The sequence below is a fragment of the Acidovorax sp. GBBC 1281 genome (assembly GCF_028473645.1).
GTDB lineage: Bacteria > Pseudomonadota > Gammaproteobacteria > Burkholderiales > Burkholderiaceae_C > Paracidovorax.
This window is the reverse complement of sequence record NZ_CP097269.1, coordinates 380,001-396,492: the sequence shown is the minus strand read 5'-3', so window position 1 is coordinate 396,492 and position 16,492 is coordinate 380,001. Positions and strand designations below refer to the sequence as shown.

Genomic DNA, 16,492 nt, shown 5'->3' with positions numbered 1-16,492 from the left:
ACCTAGTCCCTTCGATTAAGAACGTTCGAGTTCGATGTCCAGGCCCAGGGAACGGATTTCCTTGACCAGCACATTGAACGATTCCGGCATGCCGGCCTCGATGGCGTGTTCGCCCTTGACGATGCTCTCGTACACCTTGGTACGGCCCTGCACGTCGTCGGACTTCACGGTCAGCATTTCCTGCAGCACGTAAGCGGCGCCATAGGCTTCCAGCGCCCACACTTCCATTTCCCCGAAACGCTGGCCACCGAACTGGGCCTTGCCGCCCAGAGGCTGCTGCGTGACGAGCGAGTATGGCCCCGTGGAGCGGGCATGCATCTTGTCGTCCACCAAATGGTGCAGCTTCAGGTAGTGCATGTAGCCGATGGTGGTCGGGCGCTCGAAGCGCTCGCCGGTGCGGCCGTCGAACAGGTACGCCTGCGTGCGTGCGGAGGTCAGGCCCTTGCGCTCGGCGATGTCGTCCGGATAGGCGATCTTGAGCATGTCCTTGATCTCTTCTTCCGAAGCGCCGTCGAACACCGGGGTGGCATACGGCACGCCGTTGGTGAGGTGGCCGGCCATGGCCATCAGCTCATCGTCGTTGAACTGCGACAGGTCTTCCTTGCGGCCGCGCGAGTTGTACACCTCTTCGAGGAACTTGCGCATGTCGGCCGCCTTGGCCTGCTCCTGCAGCATGTTGCCGATGCGCTGGCCGATGCCCTTGCCGGCCCAGCCCAAGTGCACTTCGAGCACCTGTCCGATGTTCATGCGCGATGGCACGCCCAGCGGATTCAGCACGATGTCGGCAGGCGTGCCGTCGGCCATGTAGGGCATGTCTTCGACCGGAACGATCTTGGAAACCACACCCTTGTTGCCGTGGCGGCCGGCCATCTTGTCGCCAGGCTGCAGGCGGCGCTTGACGGCCAGGTACACCTTGACCATCTTCAGCACGCCCGCGGGCAGCTCGTCGCCTTGCGTGAGCTTCTTGCGCTTTTCCTCGAAAGCCAGATCGAAGCTGTGGCGCGTCTGCTCCAGCGAGTTCTTGATCGACTCGAGCTGCGTGGCCACTTCGTCTTCCGCCGGGCGGATGTCGAACCAGTGGAACTTCTCGACGGAGGCCAGGTAGGCCTTGTCGATCTTCGTGCCCTTGGCCAGCTTTTGCGGGCCGCCGTTGGCCACGCGTCCGTTCAGCAGCTTCTCGATCCGGTCGAACGCGTCGGCCTCCACGATGCGCAGCTGGTCGTTCAGATCCAGGCGGAAGCGCTTGAGTTCGTCGTCGATGATCTGCTGGGCGCGCTTGTCGCGCTGGATGCCTTCACGGGTGAACACTTGCACGTCGATCACAGTGCCTTGCGAGCCCTGGTCCACGCGCAGCGAGGTGTCCTTCACGTCGGAGGCCTTCTCGCCGAAGATGGCGCGCAGCAGCTTTTCTTCTGGCGTCAGCGTGGTCTCGCCCTTCGGCGTGACCTTGCCCACCAGCGTATCGCCGGGCTGCACTTCGGCACCCACGTAGATGATGCCGGACTCGTCCAGGCGGTTCAGCTGCTGTTCCGACAGGTTCGGAATGTCGCGTGTGATTTCTTCGGCGCCCAGCTTCGTGTCGCGCGCCATGACCACCAGTTCCTCGATGTGGATCGAGGTGTAGCGGTCTTCTGCCACGACGCGTTCGGAGATCAGGATCGAATCTTCGAAGTTGTAGCCGTTCCAGGGCATGAACGCGATCAGCATGTTCTGGCCGATGGCGATTTCGCCGAAGTCCGTCGATGCGCCGTCGGCGATCACGTCCCCCTTGTCCAGCACATCGCCCTTCTGGACGATGGGGCGCTGGTGGATGTTGGTGTTCTGGTTGGAACGCTGGTACTTGATGAGGTTGTAGATGTCCACACCCACTTCACCGGCCACCGCTTCCGCGTCGTTCACGCGGACCACGATGCGGGTCGCATCCACATAGTCCACCACACCACCGCGGTTGGCGGTCACCACGGTGCCCGAGTCCACAGCGGCCACGCGCTCGATACCGGTGCCCACCATGGGCTTTTCCGGACGCAGCACAGGCACGGCCTGGCGGGACATGTTGGCGCCCATCAGTGCGCGATTCGCGTCGTCGTGTTCGAGGAACGGCACGAGCGAGGCGGCCACCGACACGATCTGTGCAGGCGACACGTCCATGTACTGCACGCGCTCGGCGCTCAGCAAGGTCGACTCGCCCTTTTCACGTGCCGACACCAGGTCGCCCGTGAGGCGGCCTTCCTTGTCGAGCGTGGCATTCGCCTGGGCGATCACGTACTTGCCTTCTTCGATGGCGGAGAGGTAATCGATCTGGTCGGTCACCTTGCCGTCCACCACACGGCGGTACGGCGTTTCGATGAAACCGTATTCGTTCAGGCGGGCGTACAGGGCCAGCGAGTTGATCAGCCCGATGTTCGGGCCTTCCGGCGTTTCGATCGGGCACACGCGGCCATAGTGGGTCACGTGCACGTCGCGCACTTCGAAACCGGCACGCTCGCGGGTCAGACCACCCGGGCCAAGGGCCGATACGCGGCGCTTGTGGGTGATTTCGGCCAGCGGGTTGGTCTGGTCCATGAACTGCGACAGCTGGGACGCACCGAAAAACTCCTTGAGCGCCGCGGAGATCGGCTTGGAGTTGATCAGGTCGTGCGGCATCAGCGGCTCTTGCTCGGCCTGGCCCAGACGCTCCTTCACGGCCTTCTCGATACGCGCCAGACCGGTGCGGTACTGGTTCTCGGCCAGCTCGCCCACGCAACGCACGCGGCGGTTGCCCAGGTGATCGATGTCATCGACTTCGCCGTTGCCGTTGCGCAGGTCCACGAGGATCTTGACCACGGCCAGGATGTCTTCGTTGGAGAGCACCATCGGACCGGTGGATTCGTCACGGCCGATCTTGGCGTTGAACTTCATGCGCCCCACGCGCGACAGGTCGTACGTGTCAGGGTTGTAGAAGAGGCGCTGGAACAAGGCCTGCACCGCGTCTTCCGTCGGCGGCTCGCCGGGGCGCATCATGCGGTAAATCGCCACGCGCGCAGCGAATTCGTCCACCGTTTCGTCGATGCGCAGCGTCTGCGAGATGTAGGCGCCCTGGTCGAGTTCATTCGTGTAGATGACCTGCAGGTCCTGCACGCCGGCGGAGCGCAGCTTCTTGAGCAGCGCTTCGGTCAACTCTTCGTTGGCCTTGGCAATGATTTCACCGGTGTCGCCGTCGACGATGTTGCGCGCCACCACGCGGCCGATCAGGAAGTCTTCGGGCACGCTGATGTGCGTGGTGCCGGACTGCTCCAGTTCGCGGGTGTGGCGGGCGGTGACGCGCTTGTCCTTGGCCACGACCACTTTGCCCGACTTGTCGGTGATGTCGAAACGCGCCACTTCGCCACGCAGGCGGTCGGAGACGAACTCCATCTGCGCGCCGCTGTCCATCAGGCGGAAGTTGTCGTTGACGAAGAAGTTCGCCAGGATCGATTCGGGGTTCAGGCCGATGGCCTTCAGCAGGATCGTGACCGGCATCTTGCGGCGGCGGTCCACGCGGAAATACAGGATGTCCTTCGGATCGAATTCGAAGTCCAGCCACGAACCGCGGTAGGGAATGATGCGCGCCGAGAACAGCAGCTTGCCCGAGCTGTGGGTCTTGCCCTTGTCGTGCTCGAAGAACACGCCGGGCGAGCGGTGCAGCTGCGAAACGATCACACGTTCCGTGCCGTTGATGATGAACGAGCCCTTGTCGGTCATCAAAGGCACCTCGCCCATGTAGACCTCTTGCTCCTTCACTTCCTTGACGACCTTGGACTGCGACGTGGAGGACTCGCGGTCATAGATGATCAACTGCACCTTGGCCCGCACGGCCGAGGCAAAAGTCAAACCACGGGTCTGGCATTCACGGACATCGAATGCCGGCTTGGCGAGGTTGTACTCGATGAACTTCATCTCGACAAACCCATTGTGCGAGACGATCGGGAAAGCAGCGTCGAACGCGGCCTGCAAGCCTTCTACGGTTCTTTTCTGGGGGGCTTTGTCAGCTTGCAGGAACGCGGTGTATGCGTCCTTCTGCATCTGCAGCAGGTAAGGGACTTCCAGCACGCTGTCGCGGCTGCCGAAACTTTTGCGAATCCGCTTGCGTTCGGTATAGGAATAGGCCATGAGATCTCCGGGCAAAGACATGAGTCCTGGGTCTTCGACGACTGACCTGCAAGGGCGCTTCCTTGCAGGCTTGGCGGTTGGCCACTACCAACCATGGCGGACGGCGATGCGTTGCACATCACCCGAACCAAGGTATCTTCTGCTGTCGGGATGGTCAGAAGACACTAGAAAGCAGTGGTGTGGGCACTGCTTTCTGGTGCGCTCTGGGCGTGAACCCCATAAGCACCAAAGGCTGGGAGCCCTTGCGGAGCCCCCAGCCCTGGAATCCAGGCGAATTACTTGAGTTCAGCCTTGGCGCCAGCTTCCACCAGCTTCTTGACGGCAGCTTCGGCGTCGGCCTTGGCAATGCCTTCCTTGACGTTCTTCGGAGCGCCGTCCACCAAGTCCTTGGCTTCCTTGAGGCCCAGGCCGGTGATTTCGCGCACGGCCTTGATCACGGACACCTTGTTGGCGCCGGCTTCGGTCAGCACAACGTTGAATTCCGTTTGCTCTTCTGCAGCTGCAGCAGCACCGCCGCCGCCGCCGCCAGCAGCAGGAGCGGCCATAGCGGCTGCGCTCACGCCAAACTTTTCTTCAATGGCCTTCACCAGCTCATTGAGTTCCAGAACCGTCATGCTGTCCAGCGCGGTCAAAAATGCGTCTTTATCGAATGCCATTTTTATTTCCTAACAATTGGTTGGTTGTCTGTCGGGCAATCAAGCCGCGACAGGTTCGGCGGCCGTTTCGGCAGCGCCTTCGCCTTTTTTGGCCGCCAACGCGCCCAGCACAACGGCCGTACGCGAAATGGGGGACATAAGCAAGCCGCAAATCTGAGCCAACAGAACTTCCTTGGGAGGAATGTTAGCCAGTTGCTTAACGCCGTTGATATCCAGGGCTTTACCACCGAAAGCGCCACCGCGAATCACCAACTTGTCGTTGGTCTTCGCGAAATCGGCCACCACCTTAGCGGCGGCCACAGCGTCTTCGGAGAAGCCATAGATCAGCGGACCGGTCATCTGGTCTGCCACCACGTCAAACGCGCTGCCAGCCACAGCACGGCGAGCCAGGGTGTTCTTCAGAACACTCAGGGTCACGCCCTTGCTGCGAGCATCAACACGCAGTTTGGTCATGTCGGCGACCGTGATGCCACGGTACTCCGCGATCACAAGCGTTTGAGCTTTAGCGGCGAGGCTGGTCACTTCACTGATGACCGCTTCTTTCTCACTGCGATTAAGACTCAAGGTCTACTCCTTAAAATGCGCACTCGGCACAGGCCTCGTACACGCTCTTGTTGCAGCGACCAACTGTTCAGGAAAATTTTCCATCTGCAGCGGGATCGCCATCTGCGTTGGCATCACTGTGGATTTAAGCGCGACCGATTCGCGCACCAACGGTCTTGGATGGCCTGCGGCGACCGAAGCAGCCGCAGCCCACCACATCGAACCCATCCAAAGACGGATTCGAAGATTTCTTGCAATTACGCTGCGATGGATTGCGTATCCACGCGGACACCCAGGCCCATCGTGGAAGACACCGCCACCTTGCGCAGGTACACGCCCTTGCTGGTTGCAGGCTTGGCCTTGGTCAGCGCTTCGATCAACGCAGCCAAGTTGCCTTGCAGCTTGTCGTTGTCGAACGAGCGGCGGCCAATCGTGCTGTGCACGATACCGGCCTTGTCGACGCGGAATTGCACTTGACCTGCCTTGGCGTTCTTCACGGCCGTAGCGACGTCAGGCGTCACGGTGCCCACCTTAGGGTTGGGCATCAGGCCGCGCGGGCCGAGGATTTGACCCAGCGTACCCACAACGCGCATGGCGTCAGGGGCGGCGATCACCACGTCGAAAGGCATGTCACCGGCCTTGACCATCGCGGCCAGGTCGTCCATGCCAACGATGTCAGCGCCAGCAGCCTTGGCTTCTTCAGCCTTGGCGCCTTGGGCAAACACCGCCACACGGGTCGTCTTGCCAGTACCGTTTGGCAGCACCACGGCGCCGCGAACCACTTGGTCAGACTTCTTGGCATCAATGCCAAGCTGGACGGCCACATCGATGGATTCGTCGAACTTGGCCGTAGCGGCCTCCTTCACGATCACGACGGCGTCAGCGAACGCGTACAGCTTGTTGCTATCAACTTTGCCTTGCAGGGCTTTTTGCTTCTTGGTCAGCTTGGCCATTTTATAAACCCTCCACCGTCACGCCCATCGAGCGAGCAGAACCAGCCAGCGTGCGCACAGCGGCGTCGACATTGGCAGCGTTCATGTCCTTCATCTTGGTCTTGGCGATCTCTTCGAGCTGCGCGCGCGTGATCTTGCCGACCTTGGTGCTCAATGCGTTGGCAGAGCCCTTTTCAAGCTTGATGGCCTTCTTGATCAAGGTCGTCGCAGGCGGCGTCTTGATGATGAAAGTAAAACTCTTGTCTGCAAATGCCGTGATGACCACTGGCAGGGGCAGACCTGGCTCGACACCTTGAGTCTGCGCGTTGAACGCCTTGCAGAACTCCATGATGTTAAGACCACGTTGACCCAGAGCAGGGCCGATTGGTGGGGATGGATTGGCCTTACCAGCTGGAACTTGCAGCTTGATAAAACCGACGATTTTTTTCGCCATGGTTTACTCCTTGCGGGTATTAGCGCTTAGGCCACCGCCTCAGCTCCCCGGGGTTTACGACTCATCAAACAATTCGCACCGAGTCGAAAAATGCGAATCCAAACAATCAGGTTTTTTCGACCTGACCAAATTCCAGCTCTACGGGGGTAGAACGGCCGAAGATCATCACGGACACGCGCACCCGGCTTTTTTCGTAATTGACTTCTTCGACAGAGCCATTGAAATCAGTGAACGGACCTTCTTTAACCCGAACCAGTTCACCCACCATGAATTCAATCTTGTGCCGAGGCTTGTCTGTGCCTTCCTGCATTTGGCTGACGATCTTCTGAACTTCTTCTTCAGAAATAGGAGCCGGGCGATTCTTGGCACCACCAACAAAACCCGTCACCTTGTTCGTGTGCTTGACCAAGTGCCAGGTGTCATCGTCCATGACCATTTCCACGAACACATAGCCGGGAAAGAGTCGACGTTCAGTGGTCTTGCGCTGACCATTCTTCATTTCAACGACCTCTTCGGTCGGAACGAGAATGCGGCCGAACTTCTGCTGCATGCCAGCGCGACCGATGCGCTCCACGATGTTGCGCTCAACCGCCTTTTCCATGCCGGAATAAGCGTGAACGATGTACCACCGCAAATCAGGATTCACAGGAGTGGCCGGGCTGGCAGCGTCAGTGCCGCTGACTTCGATAGCGTCCGTCATTACTTTCTCCACCCCAGAATCAAATCGTACAAAACCCATTCCAAGGTCTTGTCAGTGAACCAGAGAAAGAGCGCCATGATGACGACAAACGCAAAAACGTATGCCGTCATTTGAAGTGTCTCTTTCCGCGTGGGCCAGACAACCTTCTTGACTTCACGCCAAGCATCCTGCGCGAAGCCCACGAATTGGCGGCCAGACTCGGACACCAAGAACACAGCCACCGCAATTGCAAGCCCGACAAGCAGCGCAGCCCACTGAACGATCGGCCCCTGCTTTCCAAGCAAATAGAATCCAGCAATCGCTGCAAGAACAATTACCACCACCGCAGCGAGCTTGGCTTTATCAGCGCCCGTACTAACAGTTTCAACTTGAGACGTGGCCATACTTAACTGGTTTCTTACTTTAAGTTTCGGCATCCACAAGACACCGAAGCCCGCCAGGACCTGGCGGGCTTGTAATTGCCACGATCAAGTGGCAGGGGCAGTAGGAATCGAACCTACAACCTTCGGTTTTGGAGACCGACGCTCTGCCAATTGAGCTATACCCCTACATTCACGCTTTAAGCAATGATCTTGGCCACGACGCCGGCGCCGACGGTGCGACCGCCTTCACGGATGGCGAAGCGCAGGCCTTCTTCCATGGCGATGGGGTTGATCAGCTTGACGGTGATCGACACGTTGTCGCCGGGCATGACCATTTCCTTGTCGGCTGGCAGCTCGATGGCGCCAGTCACGTCGGTCGTGCGGAAGTAGAACTGAGGACGGTAGTTGTTGAAGAAAGGCGTGTGACGGCCACCTTCGTCCTTGGACAGCACGTACACCTCGGCGGTGAAGTGCGTGTGCGGCTTGATGGAGTTGGGCTTGCACAGCACTTGGCCGCGTTCCACGTCTTCGCGCTTGGTACCGCGCAGCAGCAGGCCGACGTTGTCGCCAGCCTGGCCTTGGTCCAGCAGCTTGCGGAACATTTCCACGCCCGTGCAGGTGGTCTTTTGCGTGTCGCGGATACCGACGATTTCGATTTCTTCGCCGACCTTGATGATGCCGCGCTCGATACGGCCCGTCACCACGGTGCCGCGACCGGAGATCGAGAACACATCTTCCACGGGCATCAGGAATGCGCCGTCCACAGCGCGCTCGGGCGTGGGGATGTACGAGTCCAGGGCTTCGGCCAGCTTCATGATGGCTTCTTCACCCAGGGCGCCCTTGTCGCCTTCCAGGGCGAGCTTGGCGGAACCGCGGATGATGGGGGTGTCGTCGCCTGGGAAGTTGTACTTGTCCAGGAGTTCGCGCACTTCCATTTCGACGAGTTCAAGCAGCTCTTCGTCGTCGACCATGTCGCACTTGTTCAGGAACACGATGATGTAAGGCACGCCCACTTGGCGGGCCAGCAGGATGTGCTCGCGGGTCTGGGGCATGGGGCCGTCAGCGGCCGAGCACACCAGGATGGCGCCGTCCATCTGGGCAGCGCCGGTGATCATGTTCTTCACATAGTCGGCGTGACCGGGGCAGTCCACGTGGGCGTAGTGGCGGTTGGCCGTTTCGTATTCCACGTGGGCGGTATTGATCGTGATGCCGCGGGCCTTTTCTTCGGGCGCTGCGTCGATCTGGTCGTATGCCTTGGCTTCGCCGCCGAACTTGGAGGACAGCACCGTGGCGATGGCCGCCGTCAGCGTCGTCTTGCCATGGTCCACGTGACCGATGGTGCCCACGTTCACGTGGGGCTTGGTACGTTCGAACTTACCTTTTGCCATTTTTTCGACTCCGAAAAAAATTACACCAATACAACATAGGCGCCCGCACATTTTTTATGTGCGCACACCTTGAATTTGGTGCCCATGGCGGGAATCGGACCCGCGACCTCTCCCTTACCAAGGGAGTGCTCTACCACTGAGCCACATGGGCATTTCGAGACGATCACACACTCTCGAGACCAACCACTAACCAACTGCAAACTGGAGCGGGAGACGGGAATCGAACCCGCGTCATTAGCTTGGAAGGCTAGGGTTCTACCATTGAACTACTCCCGCATCGCCTTACAGACTCCGCGTTGCGCCTAAGCGCCGCTTCATATTTGGTGGAGGGGACTGGATTCGAACCAGTGTAGGCGTAAGCCAACAGATTTACAGTCTGCCCCCTTTAGCCACTCGGGCACCCCTCCGAAGAATCCATGATTGTAGCAGCCTTTTTGCCGCAAAGGAGTTTTCCTTAACCTAAATTGCTTCGAGGAAGCAGATCAACCGAGTGCGATCGCGAGCGGTGTAGATGCGTGTACGGGCGCCGGGTCCGGTGCGTTGGGGTTGAAGGAGGCCCATGTCTTCGTAGAAGCGCATGGCGCGGGTGGTGAGGTCGAACTCTTTGGCGAGGTCGCTGATGGTGTAGGTGGTGGCGGCCATAGGAGGTGGGGGAGACTCGTGGAGTGGAGATCCATCCCTGTCAGCGGCTGCGGTGGTGGGGAGGGGGTTCGCTGACGTTGACGTAACGTCAATCGTAGCGTATTCGCTGGGCCTGGAGCGGATTGAACTGGGTAAGCGTCTTCTCAGTACCCTCTGTTTTTGCTGAGGGCTGATGTGCAGGATCGGTGGTCCATGTACGCTGCGATGGTGTGCATGAAGAACCGCTAATGCACATCAATGAACGATCAAGACACCCCGAGCAAGCGCCGTCGGCGCGAGCACAGCCCGATGTTCAAGCGCGAGCTGGTCGCACGAAGCCTGGTGCCCGGCGCGTCAGTGGCCGCCGTCGCGCTGCAGGCCGGCATCAACTCGAACCTGCTGTTCGCATGGCGCCGGATGCACCTGAGCACGCAAGAGCAGCCCCAGACGCCAGCGCCGCCGCAGCCCTCGCCGATGTTGCTGCCCGTCACCATCGAAGCTGCTCCGGTTGCGCCATGCCCTTCACCCACGGCGGCGGCGCCTCGTCAGCCTGGCGGGACCATCGAGATCGATGTCGGCGGGGCGAGGGTGCGATTGCGCGGTGCAGTCGACGAAGCCAGCGTGCGCCATGTCCTGCAGACGCTCAAGGCGCTGGCGTGATCGGCCTTCCCACGAGCACCCGCGTCTGGATCGTTGCCGGCCACACCGACATGAGGAAGGGCTTCAACGGCCTGTCTGCGATGGTGCAGACGGCGCTGGCGGCCAACCCCTTCTGCGGTCACGTCTTCGTCTTCCGCGGCCGGCGCGGCGACATGCTCAAGGTGCTGTGGTTCGATGGCCAGGGATTGCTTCTGCTGGCCAAGCGCCTGGAGCGCGGCCGATTCGTCTGGCCGCAGGCGCAAGGCGGCAAGGTCTCGCTCACGCCGGCACAGCTCTCGATGCTGCTCGAAGGCATCGACTGGCGCATGCCGATGCGCACAGATCAGCCTGCGCTCGCAGCTTGAACTGGGCTCAAGAATTCGTCTTCTGAACGCGCTGGTCGCGGTCGATTCCGGGTAGGTCCGATGGCATAGTAGATGGCGTGCCGAACACCGCCAACGCACCCCACACCGTCGACTCGCTGCTGCGTGTCGTGCAGGCCCGTGACGCGGAAGTCGCCCTGCTCAAACTGCTCGTCGACAAGCTCAAGGTGCAGTTGCTGCGCCAGGTCCGCGCCCGCTTCGGCGCCTCCAGCGAGCAGTTGGACGATCCGCAGATCGCATTGATCGAAGGTCTGCCGCTGCATGAACTCGCACCGGTCGGCAAGACACCGAAGGCGCAAGCGGCCAACAGCGAAGGCTTCGACCGCAGCCTGCCCACACACCTGCCGCGGGAGAACCATGTGTACCGGCCCGAGACATCGGATGCGCGGCGCGATGCCGCCGGCCAGGCCTGCGGCTGCAGCGCATGTGGTGGTCGGCTGCGGCAGATCGGCCAGGACGTCTCGGAACAACTGGAGTACGTGCCCTCGCGCTTCAAGGTGATCCGCCACGTGCGCCCCAAGCTCGCCTGCATGGCGTGCGAATCGATCTTCCAGGCGCCAGCGCCCAGCCGGCCCATCGCACGCGGCGTGGCCGGCCCCGGGCTGCTGGCCCACGTGCTGGTCGCCAAGTATTGCGACCACCAACCGCTGTACCGCCAGAGCCGGATCTACGCACGCGAGGGCGTCCTGATCGAGCGCTCCACGATGGCTGGCTGGGTCGGCCAGAGCGAGAAGCTCTTGCACCCACTGGTCGCAGCGCTCGGGCGCTACGTGCTGGCGGGCTCCAAGCTCCACGCCGACGACACGCCAGTGGCGGTGCTCTCGCCCGGGCGGGGCAAGACCAAGACCGGGCGGCTCTGGGTCTACGTGCGTGACGATCGGTCATCTGCGAGTGCAGACGCGCCCGCGGCGTGGTTGCGTTACTCGCCCGACCGCAAGGGTGAACATCCTCAGGCGCACCTGAAGAACTTCAAGGGCGTGTTGCAGGCCGATGCGTATGCCGGCTTCGCCAAGCTCTATGCAAACGGCAACGTCATCGAGGCTTCGTGCTGGGCGCATGCGCGCAGACCATTCTGGGATCTGCACGAGAGCCAGGGGCGGGCGCAGGGCTCGGTTGCAGAACAGGCCCTTCGGCGCATCGGTGCGCTGTATGCGATCGAATCCGACATCCGCGGCCGCCCACCGGATGAGCGCTGCCGGGAGCGGCAGGCGCGAGCCGGGCCGTTGCTCGAGGAACTGTTCGCCTGGTTGCGAGGGATGCTCGGGCAGGTGTGTGCCAAGTCGGAACTCGCACGCGCCATCGGCTACACGCTCACACGGCTCCGGTCGTTGACGCGCTACCGTGACGACGGTCGCATCGAGATCGACAACAACGCCGCCGAGCGCGCGCTGCGCGGCGTGAGCCTGGGCCGCAAGAACTTCATGTTCATGGGCTCGGACGCTGGGGGCGAGCGCGCCGCGGCCATCTACAGCCTGGTGGAGACGGCCAAGCTGAACGGGCTCGACCCCGAGGCTTACCTGCGCGATGTGCTCGGGCGCATTGCGGACCATCCGATCAATCGCATCGACGAGTTGCTGCCGTGGAACATCGGCCGACACGCCGAAGACCAACGACAAGCAGCTTGAGCATGGCGAGCAAGGTCCAACGGATCAAGGCACCAGCGGCGATCCTGCAACTGCACATTGAATTGCGCGGCACCAAGCCCAAGGTCTGGCGCCGCGTCCTGGTGCCAGAGACGATCACCCTGGCCAAGCTGCATCTTGTGGTCCAGGCTGCCTTCGGCTGGGGCCACTCGCATCTGCACGAGTTCATCGCTGGCGACGGCGAGCGCTATGGCACGCCAGACCCGATGCACGACGAGCCTGGCTCGATCACCAGCGAAAGCACGCGACTGACCACTGCCCTGAACCGGTCGACGCTGAGCTACGTCTACGACTTCGGGGACTACTGGGACCACCGCATCAAGGTCGAGAAGAAGATCGCACCGATGCCGCAGTTCGTGCTCCCGTTCTGTGCCGGCGGTGCCTGTGCAACGCCGCCGGAGGATTGCGGAGGCGCACCGGGCTATGCGGAGTTCGTGCGGGCCATGGCGAACCCTGACGATCCCGAGCACGACAACCTGGTCGAATGGATCGGTGCCGATACCTGGGACCCGTTGGCCTTCGACAGCATCGAGATCAACGACCGGCTCGCCGCGATCAAGGTCTGAGCGACGATGTCTCGGACGAACTACATCAAGGCCCTGATCGAGGACGGCGGCGACATCACGATCGGTGCGCTGCCACCGCACGAGTGCGTCGCCACGGCCGCCGATGGCAGCAACTGCCTGGCCATGCTCGTGCGTCGCGACGGTGAGAGCCTCAACGTCCTGCTCAAACGCTTGAACAAGGCCATCGGCCTGGCTTGGTCAAACGACACGTTCGTTGACGAGGTCAACGACGGCGAGAGCGACCTGCTGTAGTTCTTCCGTCGATCCCGCGTCAAGAGGGGGGCTGAGACGGCGCTTACTGAACTGGCTTGGATCGGGGCCTAGCTGATCGGAATGGCAGCGTGGTCGCGTGGTCCGTTGAATGCTTGGGGCCGACGAATAGCGCCGCATTGAAGCCTGCAATGCGTTGTCAGGCTTGGGCCGGAGGCCAAGGGGCGTATCTGACTGGAGACTGGTTCACCCAAGCAGGCTACGTTTAGCGAAGATTTGGAGGAGAGATTTTCATTCTCCAAAGCAAAGCGCCCCGACATCGTTGGATGTCGGGGCGATTTGGGCTGTAAGAGCCTGACGATGACCTACTTTCACACGGGAACCCGCACTATCATCGGCGCAAAGTCGTTTCACTGTCCTGTTCGGGATGGGAAGGAGTGGGACCAACTTGCTATGGTCATCAGGCATAACTTGGAGCCACCTTGATGTGATCAAGGCGGCGAATTCATAGAGTTTGGAATCAGCTTGTATTTTGACTGCGTCACTTGGCATAACAACTTGATCGAATGATGATCAAAGTTATAGGGTCAAGCCGCACGAGCAATTAGTATCAGTTAGCTTAACGCATTACTGCGCTTCCACACCTGACCTATCAACGTCCTGGTCTTGAACGACTCTTTAGGGGGCTCAAGGCCCCGGCAGATCTCATCTTGAAACGAGTTTCCCGCTTAGATGCTTTCAGCGGTTATCTCTTCCACACTTAGCTACTCGGCAATGCCACTGGCGTGACAACCGATACACCAGAGGTGTGTCCACTCCGGTCCTCTCGTACTAGGAGCAGGCTTCCTCAAATCTGCAGCGCCCACGGAAGATAGGGACCAAACTGTCTCACGACGTTTTAAACCCAGCTCACGTACCTCTTTAAATGGCGAACAGCCATACCCTTGGGACCGGCTACAGCCCCAGGATGAGATGAGCCGACATCGAGGTGCCAAACACCGCCGTCGATATGAACTCTTGGGCGGTATCAGCCTGTTATCCCCAGAGTACCTTTTATCCGTTGAGCGATGGCCCTTCCATACAGAACCACCGGATCACTATGTCCTGCTTTCGCATCTGCTCGACTTGTCAGTCTCGCAGTTAAGCACGCTTATGCCATTGCACTATTAGCACGATGTCCGACCGTACCTAGCGTACCTTCGAACTCCTCCGTTACGCTTTGGGAGGAGACCGCCCCAGTCAAACTGCCTACCATGCACTGTCCCCGATCCCGATAAGGGACCTAGGTTAGAACCTCAAACACACCAGGGTGGTATTTCAACGTTGGCTCCATGAGAACTAGCGTCCTCACTTCAAAGCCTCCCACCTATCCTACACAGATCTGTTCAAAGTCCAATACAAAGCTACAGTAAAGGTTCATGGGGTCTTTCCGTCTTTCCGCGGGGAGATTGCATCATCACAAACATTTCAACTTCGCTGAGTCTCAGGAGGAGACAGTGTGGCCATCGTTACGCCATTCGTGCAGGTCGGAACTTACCCGACAAGGAATTTCGCTACCTTAGGACCGTTATAGTTACGGCCGCCGTTTACTGGGACTTCAATCAAGAGCTTGCACCCCATCATTTAATCTTCCAGCACCGGGCAGGCGTCACACCCTATACGTCCACTTTCGTGTTTGCAGAGTGCTGTGTTTTTATTAAACAGTCGCAGCCACCGATTTTTTGCAACCCCTTTGGGCTCGCCTTGTACAGGTTCACCTACTTGGGGCATACCTTCTCCCGAAGTTACGGTATCAATTTGCCGAGTTCCTTCTCCTGAGTTCTCTCAAGCGCCTTAGAATACTCATCTCGCGCACCAGTGTCGGTTTGCGGTACGGTCGTGTGTAGCTGAAGCTTAGTGGCTTTTCCTGGAAGCAGGGTATCACTCACTTCGTCTGCAAGCAGACTCGTTATCACCCCTCATCTAAGCCTGGCGGATTTGCCTACCAGGCACGACTACAGGCTTGAACCAACATATCCAACAGTTGGCTGAGCTAACCTTCTCCGTCCCCACATCGCACTACACATCGGTACAGGAATATTGACCTGTTTCCCATCAGCTACGCATCTCTGCCTCGCCTTAGGGGCCGACTCACTCTACGCCGATGAACGTTGCGTAGAAAACCTTGCGCTTACGGCGAGGGGGCTTTTCACCCCCTTTAACGCTACTCATGTCAGCATTCGCACTTCTGATACCTCCAGCATCCGTTACCAGACACCTTCACAGGCTTACAGAACGCTCTCCTACCACTCACAGTAAACTGTGAATCCGCAGCTTCGGTAACTGGCTTAGCCCCGTTACATCTTCCGCGCAGGACGACTCGATCAGTGAGCTATTACGCTTTCTTTAAATGATGGCTGCTTCTAAGCCAACATCCTGACTGTTTTAGCCTTCCCACTTCGTTTCCCACTTAGCCAATTTTAGGGACCTTAGCTGGCGGTCTGGGTTGTTTCCCTCTTGAGTCCGGACGTTAGCACCCGGTGCTCTGTCTCCCAAGCTGTACTCGTCGGTATTCGGAGTTTGCCTTGGTTTGGTAAGTCGCCATGACCCCCTAGCCAAAACAGTGCTCTACCCCCGACGGTAATACTTGAGGCACTACCTAAATAGTTTTCGGAGAGAACCAGCTATTTCCAAGTTTGTTTAGCCTTTCACCCCTATCCACAGCTCATCCGCTAGTTTTGCAACACTAGTCGGTTCGGACCTCCAGTACCTGTTACGGCACCTTCATCCTGGCCATGGATAGATCACTTGGTTTCGGGTCTACACCCAGCGACTGAACGCCCTATTCGGACTCGATTTCTCTACGGCTTCCCTATTCGGTTAACCTTGCCACTGAATGTAAGTCGCTGACCCATTATACAAAAGGTACGCAGTCACCCTTGCGGGCTCCTACTTTTTGTAAGCATGCGGTTTCAGGATCTATTTCACTCCCCTCCCGGGGTTCTTTTCGCCTTTCCCTCACGGTACTGGTTCACTATCGGTCGATTACGAGTATTTAGCCTTGGAGGATGGTCCCCCCATATTCAGACAAGGTTTCTCGTGCCCCGCCCTACTTTTCTCTAGCTTAGTACCACACGTCTGTTTTCGCATACAGGGCTATCACCTGCTATGGCTGGGCTTTCCATCCCATTTTGCTAACAGTCGTGCTATCACTAGAAGGCTCTTCCGATTTCGCTCGCCACTACTTTCGGAATCTCGGTTGATGTCTTTTCCTCGAGCTACTGAGAT

The 16,492-nt window shown here is 59.4% G+C and carries 13 protein-coding genes, 4 tRNA genes, 2 rRNA genes and 1 pseudogene (1 of these 20 running past the window's edge); 5 read left to right on the top strand and 15 right to left on the bottom strand.

Annotation, left to right across the window (positions count from 1 at the left end):
- Window positions 1–15: 15 nt before the first annotated feature.
- The 13 genes and pseudogenes from rpoB to M5C96_RS01775 all read right to left on the bottom strand — a co-directional run.
- Window positions 16–4,128, bottom strand: a complete 4,113-nt coding sequence (gene rpoB / locus M5C96_RS01835; protein ID WP_272566788.1) for a DNA-directed RNA polymerase subunit beta — start codon at window positions 4,126–4,128, stop codon at window positions 16–18.
- Window positions 4,129–4,403: 275 nt separating this feature from the next.
- Window positions 4,404–4,784, bottom strand: coding sequence for a 50S ribosomal protein L7/L12 (gene rplL, locus M5C96_RS01830; RefSeq protein ID WP_272566786.1), 381 nt, complete (start codon window positions 4,782–4,784; stop codon window positions 4,404–4,406).
- A 39-nt stretch (window positions 4,785–4,823) separates the two neighbouring features.
- Window positions 4,824–5,348, bottom strand: coding sequence for a 50S ribosomal protein L10 (gene rplJ / locus M5C96_RS01825; RefSeq protein ID WP_272566785.1), 525 nt, complete (start codon window positions 5,346–5,348; stop codon window positions 4,824–4,826).
- A 236-nt stretch (window positions 5,349–5,584) separates the two neighbouring features.
- A complete protein-coding gene (gene rplA / locus M5C96_RS01820) occupies window positions 5,585–6,280 on the bottom strand; it encodes a 50S ribosomal protein L1 (RefSeq protein ID WP_272566783.1) in 696 nt (231 codons plus the stop codon).
- Between the two features lies 1 nt (window position 6,281).
- Window positions 6,282–6,713 (bottom strand): 50S ribosomal protein L11, encoded by a 432-nt coding sequence (gene rplK, locus M5C96_RS01815; RefSeq protein ID WP_092941599.1) that lies wholly within the window; start codon window positions 6,711–6,713, stop codon window positions 6,282–6,284.
- Between the two features lie 106 nt (window positions 6,714–6,819).
- On the bottom strand, window positions 6,820–7,413 hold the full coding sequence (gene nusG, locus M5C96_RS01810) for a transcription termination/antitermination protein NusG (RefSeq protein ID WP_272566782.1): 594 nt from the start codon (window positions 7,411–7,413) through the stop codon (window positions 6,820–6,822).
- Entirely contained in the window at window positions 7,413–7,796 is a 384-nt protein-coding gene (gene secE / locus M5C96_RS01805) for a preprotein translocase subunit SecE (protein ID WP_272566781.1), read from the bottom strand. Before secE ends, nusG begins: the two co-directional genes overlap by 1 nt.
- Window positions 7,797–7,885: 89 nt before the next feature.
- Window positions 7,886–7,961: transfer RNA gene (locus tag M5C96_RS01800), tRNA-Trp, on the bottom strand.
- Window positions 7,962–7,972: 11 nt separating this feature from the next.
- On the bottom strand, window positions 7,973–9,163 hold the full coding sequence (gene tuf, locus M5C96_RS01795; RefSeq protein WP_272549654.1) for an elongation factor Tu: 1,191 nt from the start codon (window positions 9,161–9,163) through the stop codon (window positions 7,973–7,975).
- Between the two features lie 76 nt (window positions 9,164–9,239).
- Window positions 9,240–9,314 (bottom strand) — tRNA-Thr (locus M5C96_RS01790).
- 51 nt (window positions 9,315–9,365) lie between these two features.
- A tRNA-Gly gene (locus M5C96_RS01785) sits at window positions 9,366–9,439 on the bottom strand.
- A 45-nt stretch (window positions 9,440–9,484) separates the two neighbouring features.
- Window positions 9,485–9,570 (bottom strand) — tRNA-Tyr (locus tag M5C96_RS01780).
- A gap of 58 nt (window positions 9,571–9,628) precedes the next feature.
- Window positions 9,629–9,805 (bottom strand): annotated as a pseudogene (locus M5C96_RS01775) (MerR family transcriptional regulator); the annotation flags it as partial.
- 237 nt (window positions 9,806–10,042) lie between these two features.
- Between M5C96_RS01775 and tnpA the strand changes: the two are divergent.
- From tnpA to M5C96_RS01750, 5 genes are all read left to right on the top strand, one after another.
- Entirely contained in the window at window positions 10,043–10,444 is a 402-nt protein-coding gene (gene tnpA / locus M5C96_RS01770; protein WP_272563682.1) for an IS66-like element accessory protein TnpA, read from the top strand.
- Complete coding sequence (gene tnpB, locus M5C96_RS01765) at window positions 10,441–10,788, top strand: IS66 family insertion sequence element accessory protein TnpB (RefSeq protein ID WP_272563683.1); 348 nt, start codon at window positions 10,441–10,443, stop codon at window positions 10,786–10,788. The genes tnpA and tnpB overlap by 4 nt, the downstream gene beginning before the upstream one ends.
- Window positions 10,789–10,865: 77 nt before the next feature.
- Complete coding sequence (gene tnpC, locus M5C96_RS01760) at window positions 10,866–12,431, top strand: IS66 family transposase (protein ID WP_272564826.1); 1,566 nt, start codon at window positions 10,866–10,868, stop codon at window positions 12,429–12,431.
- A 2-nt stretch (window positions 12,432–12,433) separates the two neighbouring features.
- The gene (locus M5C96_RS01755; RefSeq protein ID WP_272563684.1) at window positions 12,434–13,015 is read left to right on the top strand and encodes a plasmid pRiA4b ORF-3 family protein; all 582 of its coding nucleotides are present in this window, start codon (window positions 12,434–12,436) and stop codon (window positions 13,013–13,015) included.
- 6 nt (window positions 13,016–13,021) lie between these two features.
- Window positions 13,022–13,267, top strand: coding sequence for a hypothetical protein (locus M5C96_RS01750; protein ID WP_272563685.1), 246 nt, complete (start codon window positions 13,022–13,024; stop codon window positions 13,265–13,267).
- A gap of 310 nt (window positions 13,268–13,577) precedes the next feature.
- Here M5C96_RS01750 and rrf read toward each other — a convergent pair.
- Both rrf and M5C96_RS01740 read right to left on the bottom strand, forming a co-directional pair.
- Window positions 13,578–13,690, bottom strand: a 5S ribosomal RNA gene (rrf, locus tag M5C96_RS01745).
- Between the two features lie 118 nt (window positions 13,691–13,808).
- Window positions 13,809–16,492 (bottom strand): 23S ribosomal RNA (locus tag M5C96_RS01740) (it continues 194 nt past the right edge of the window).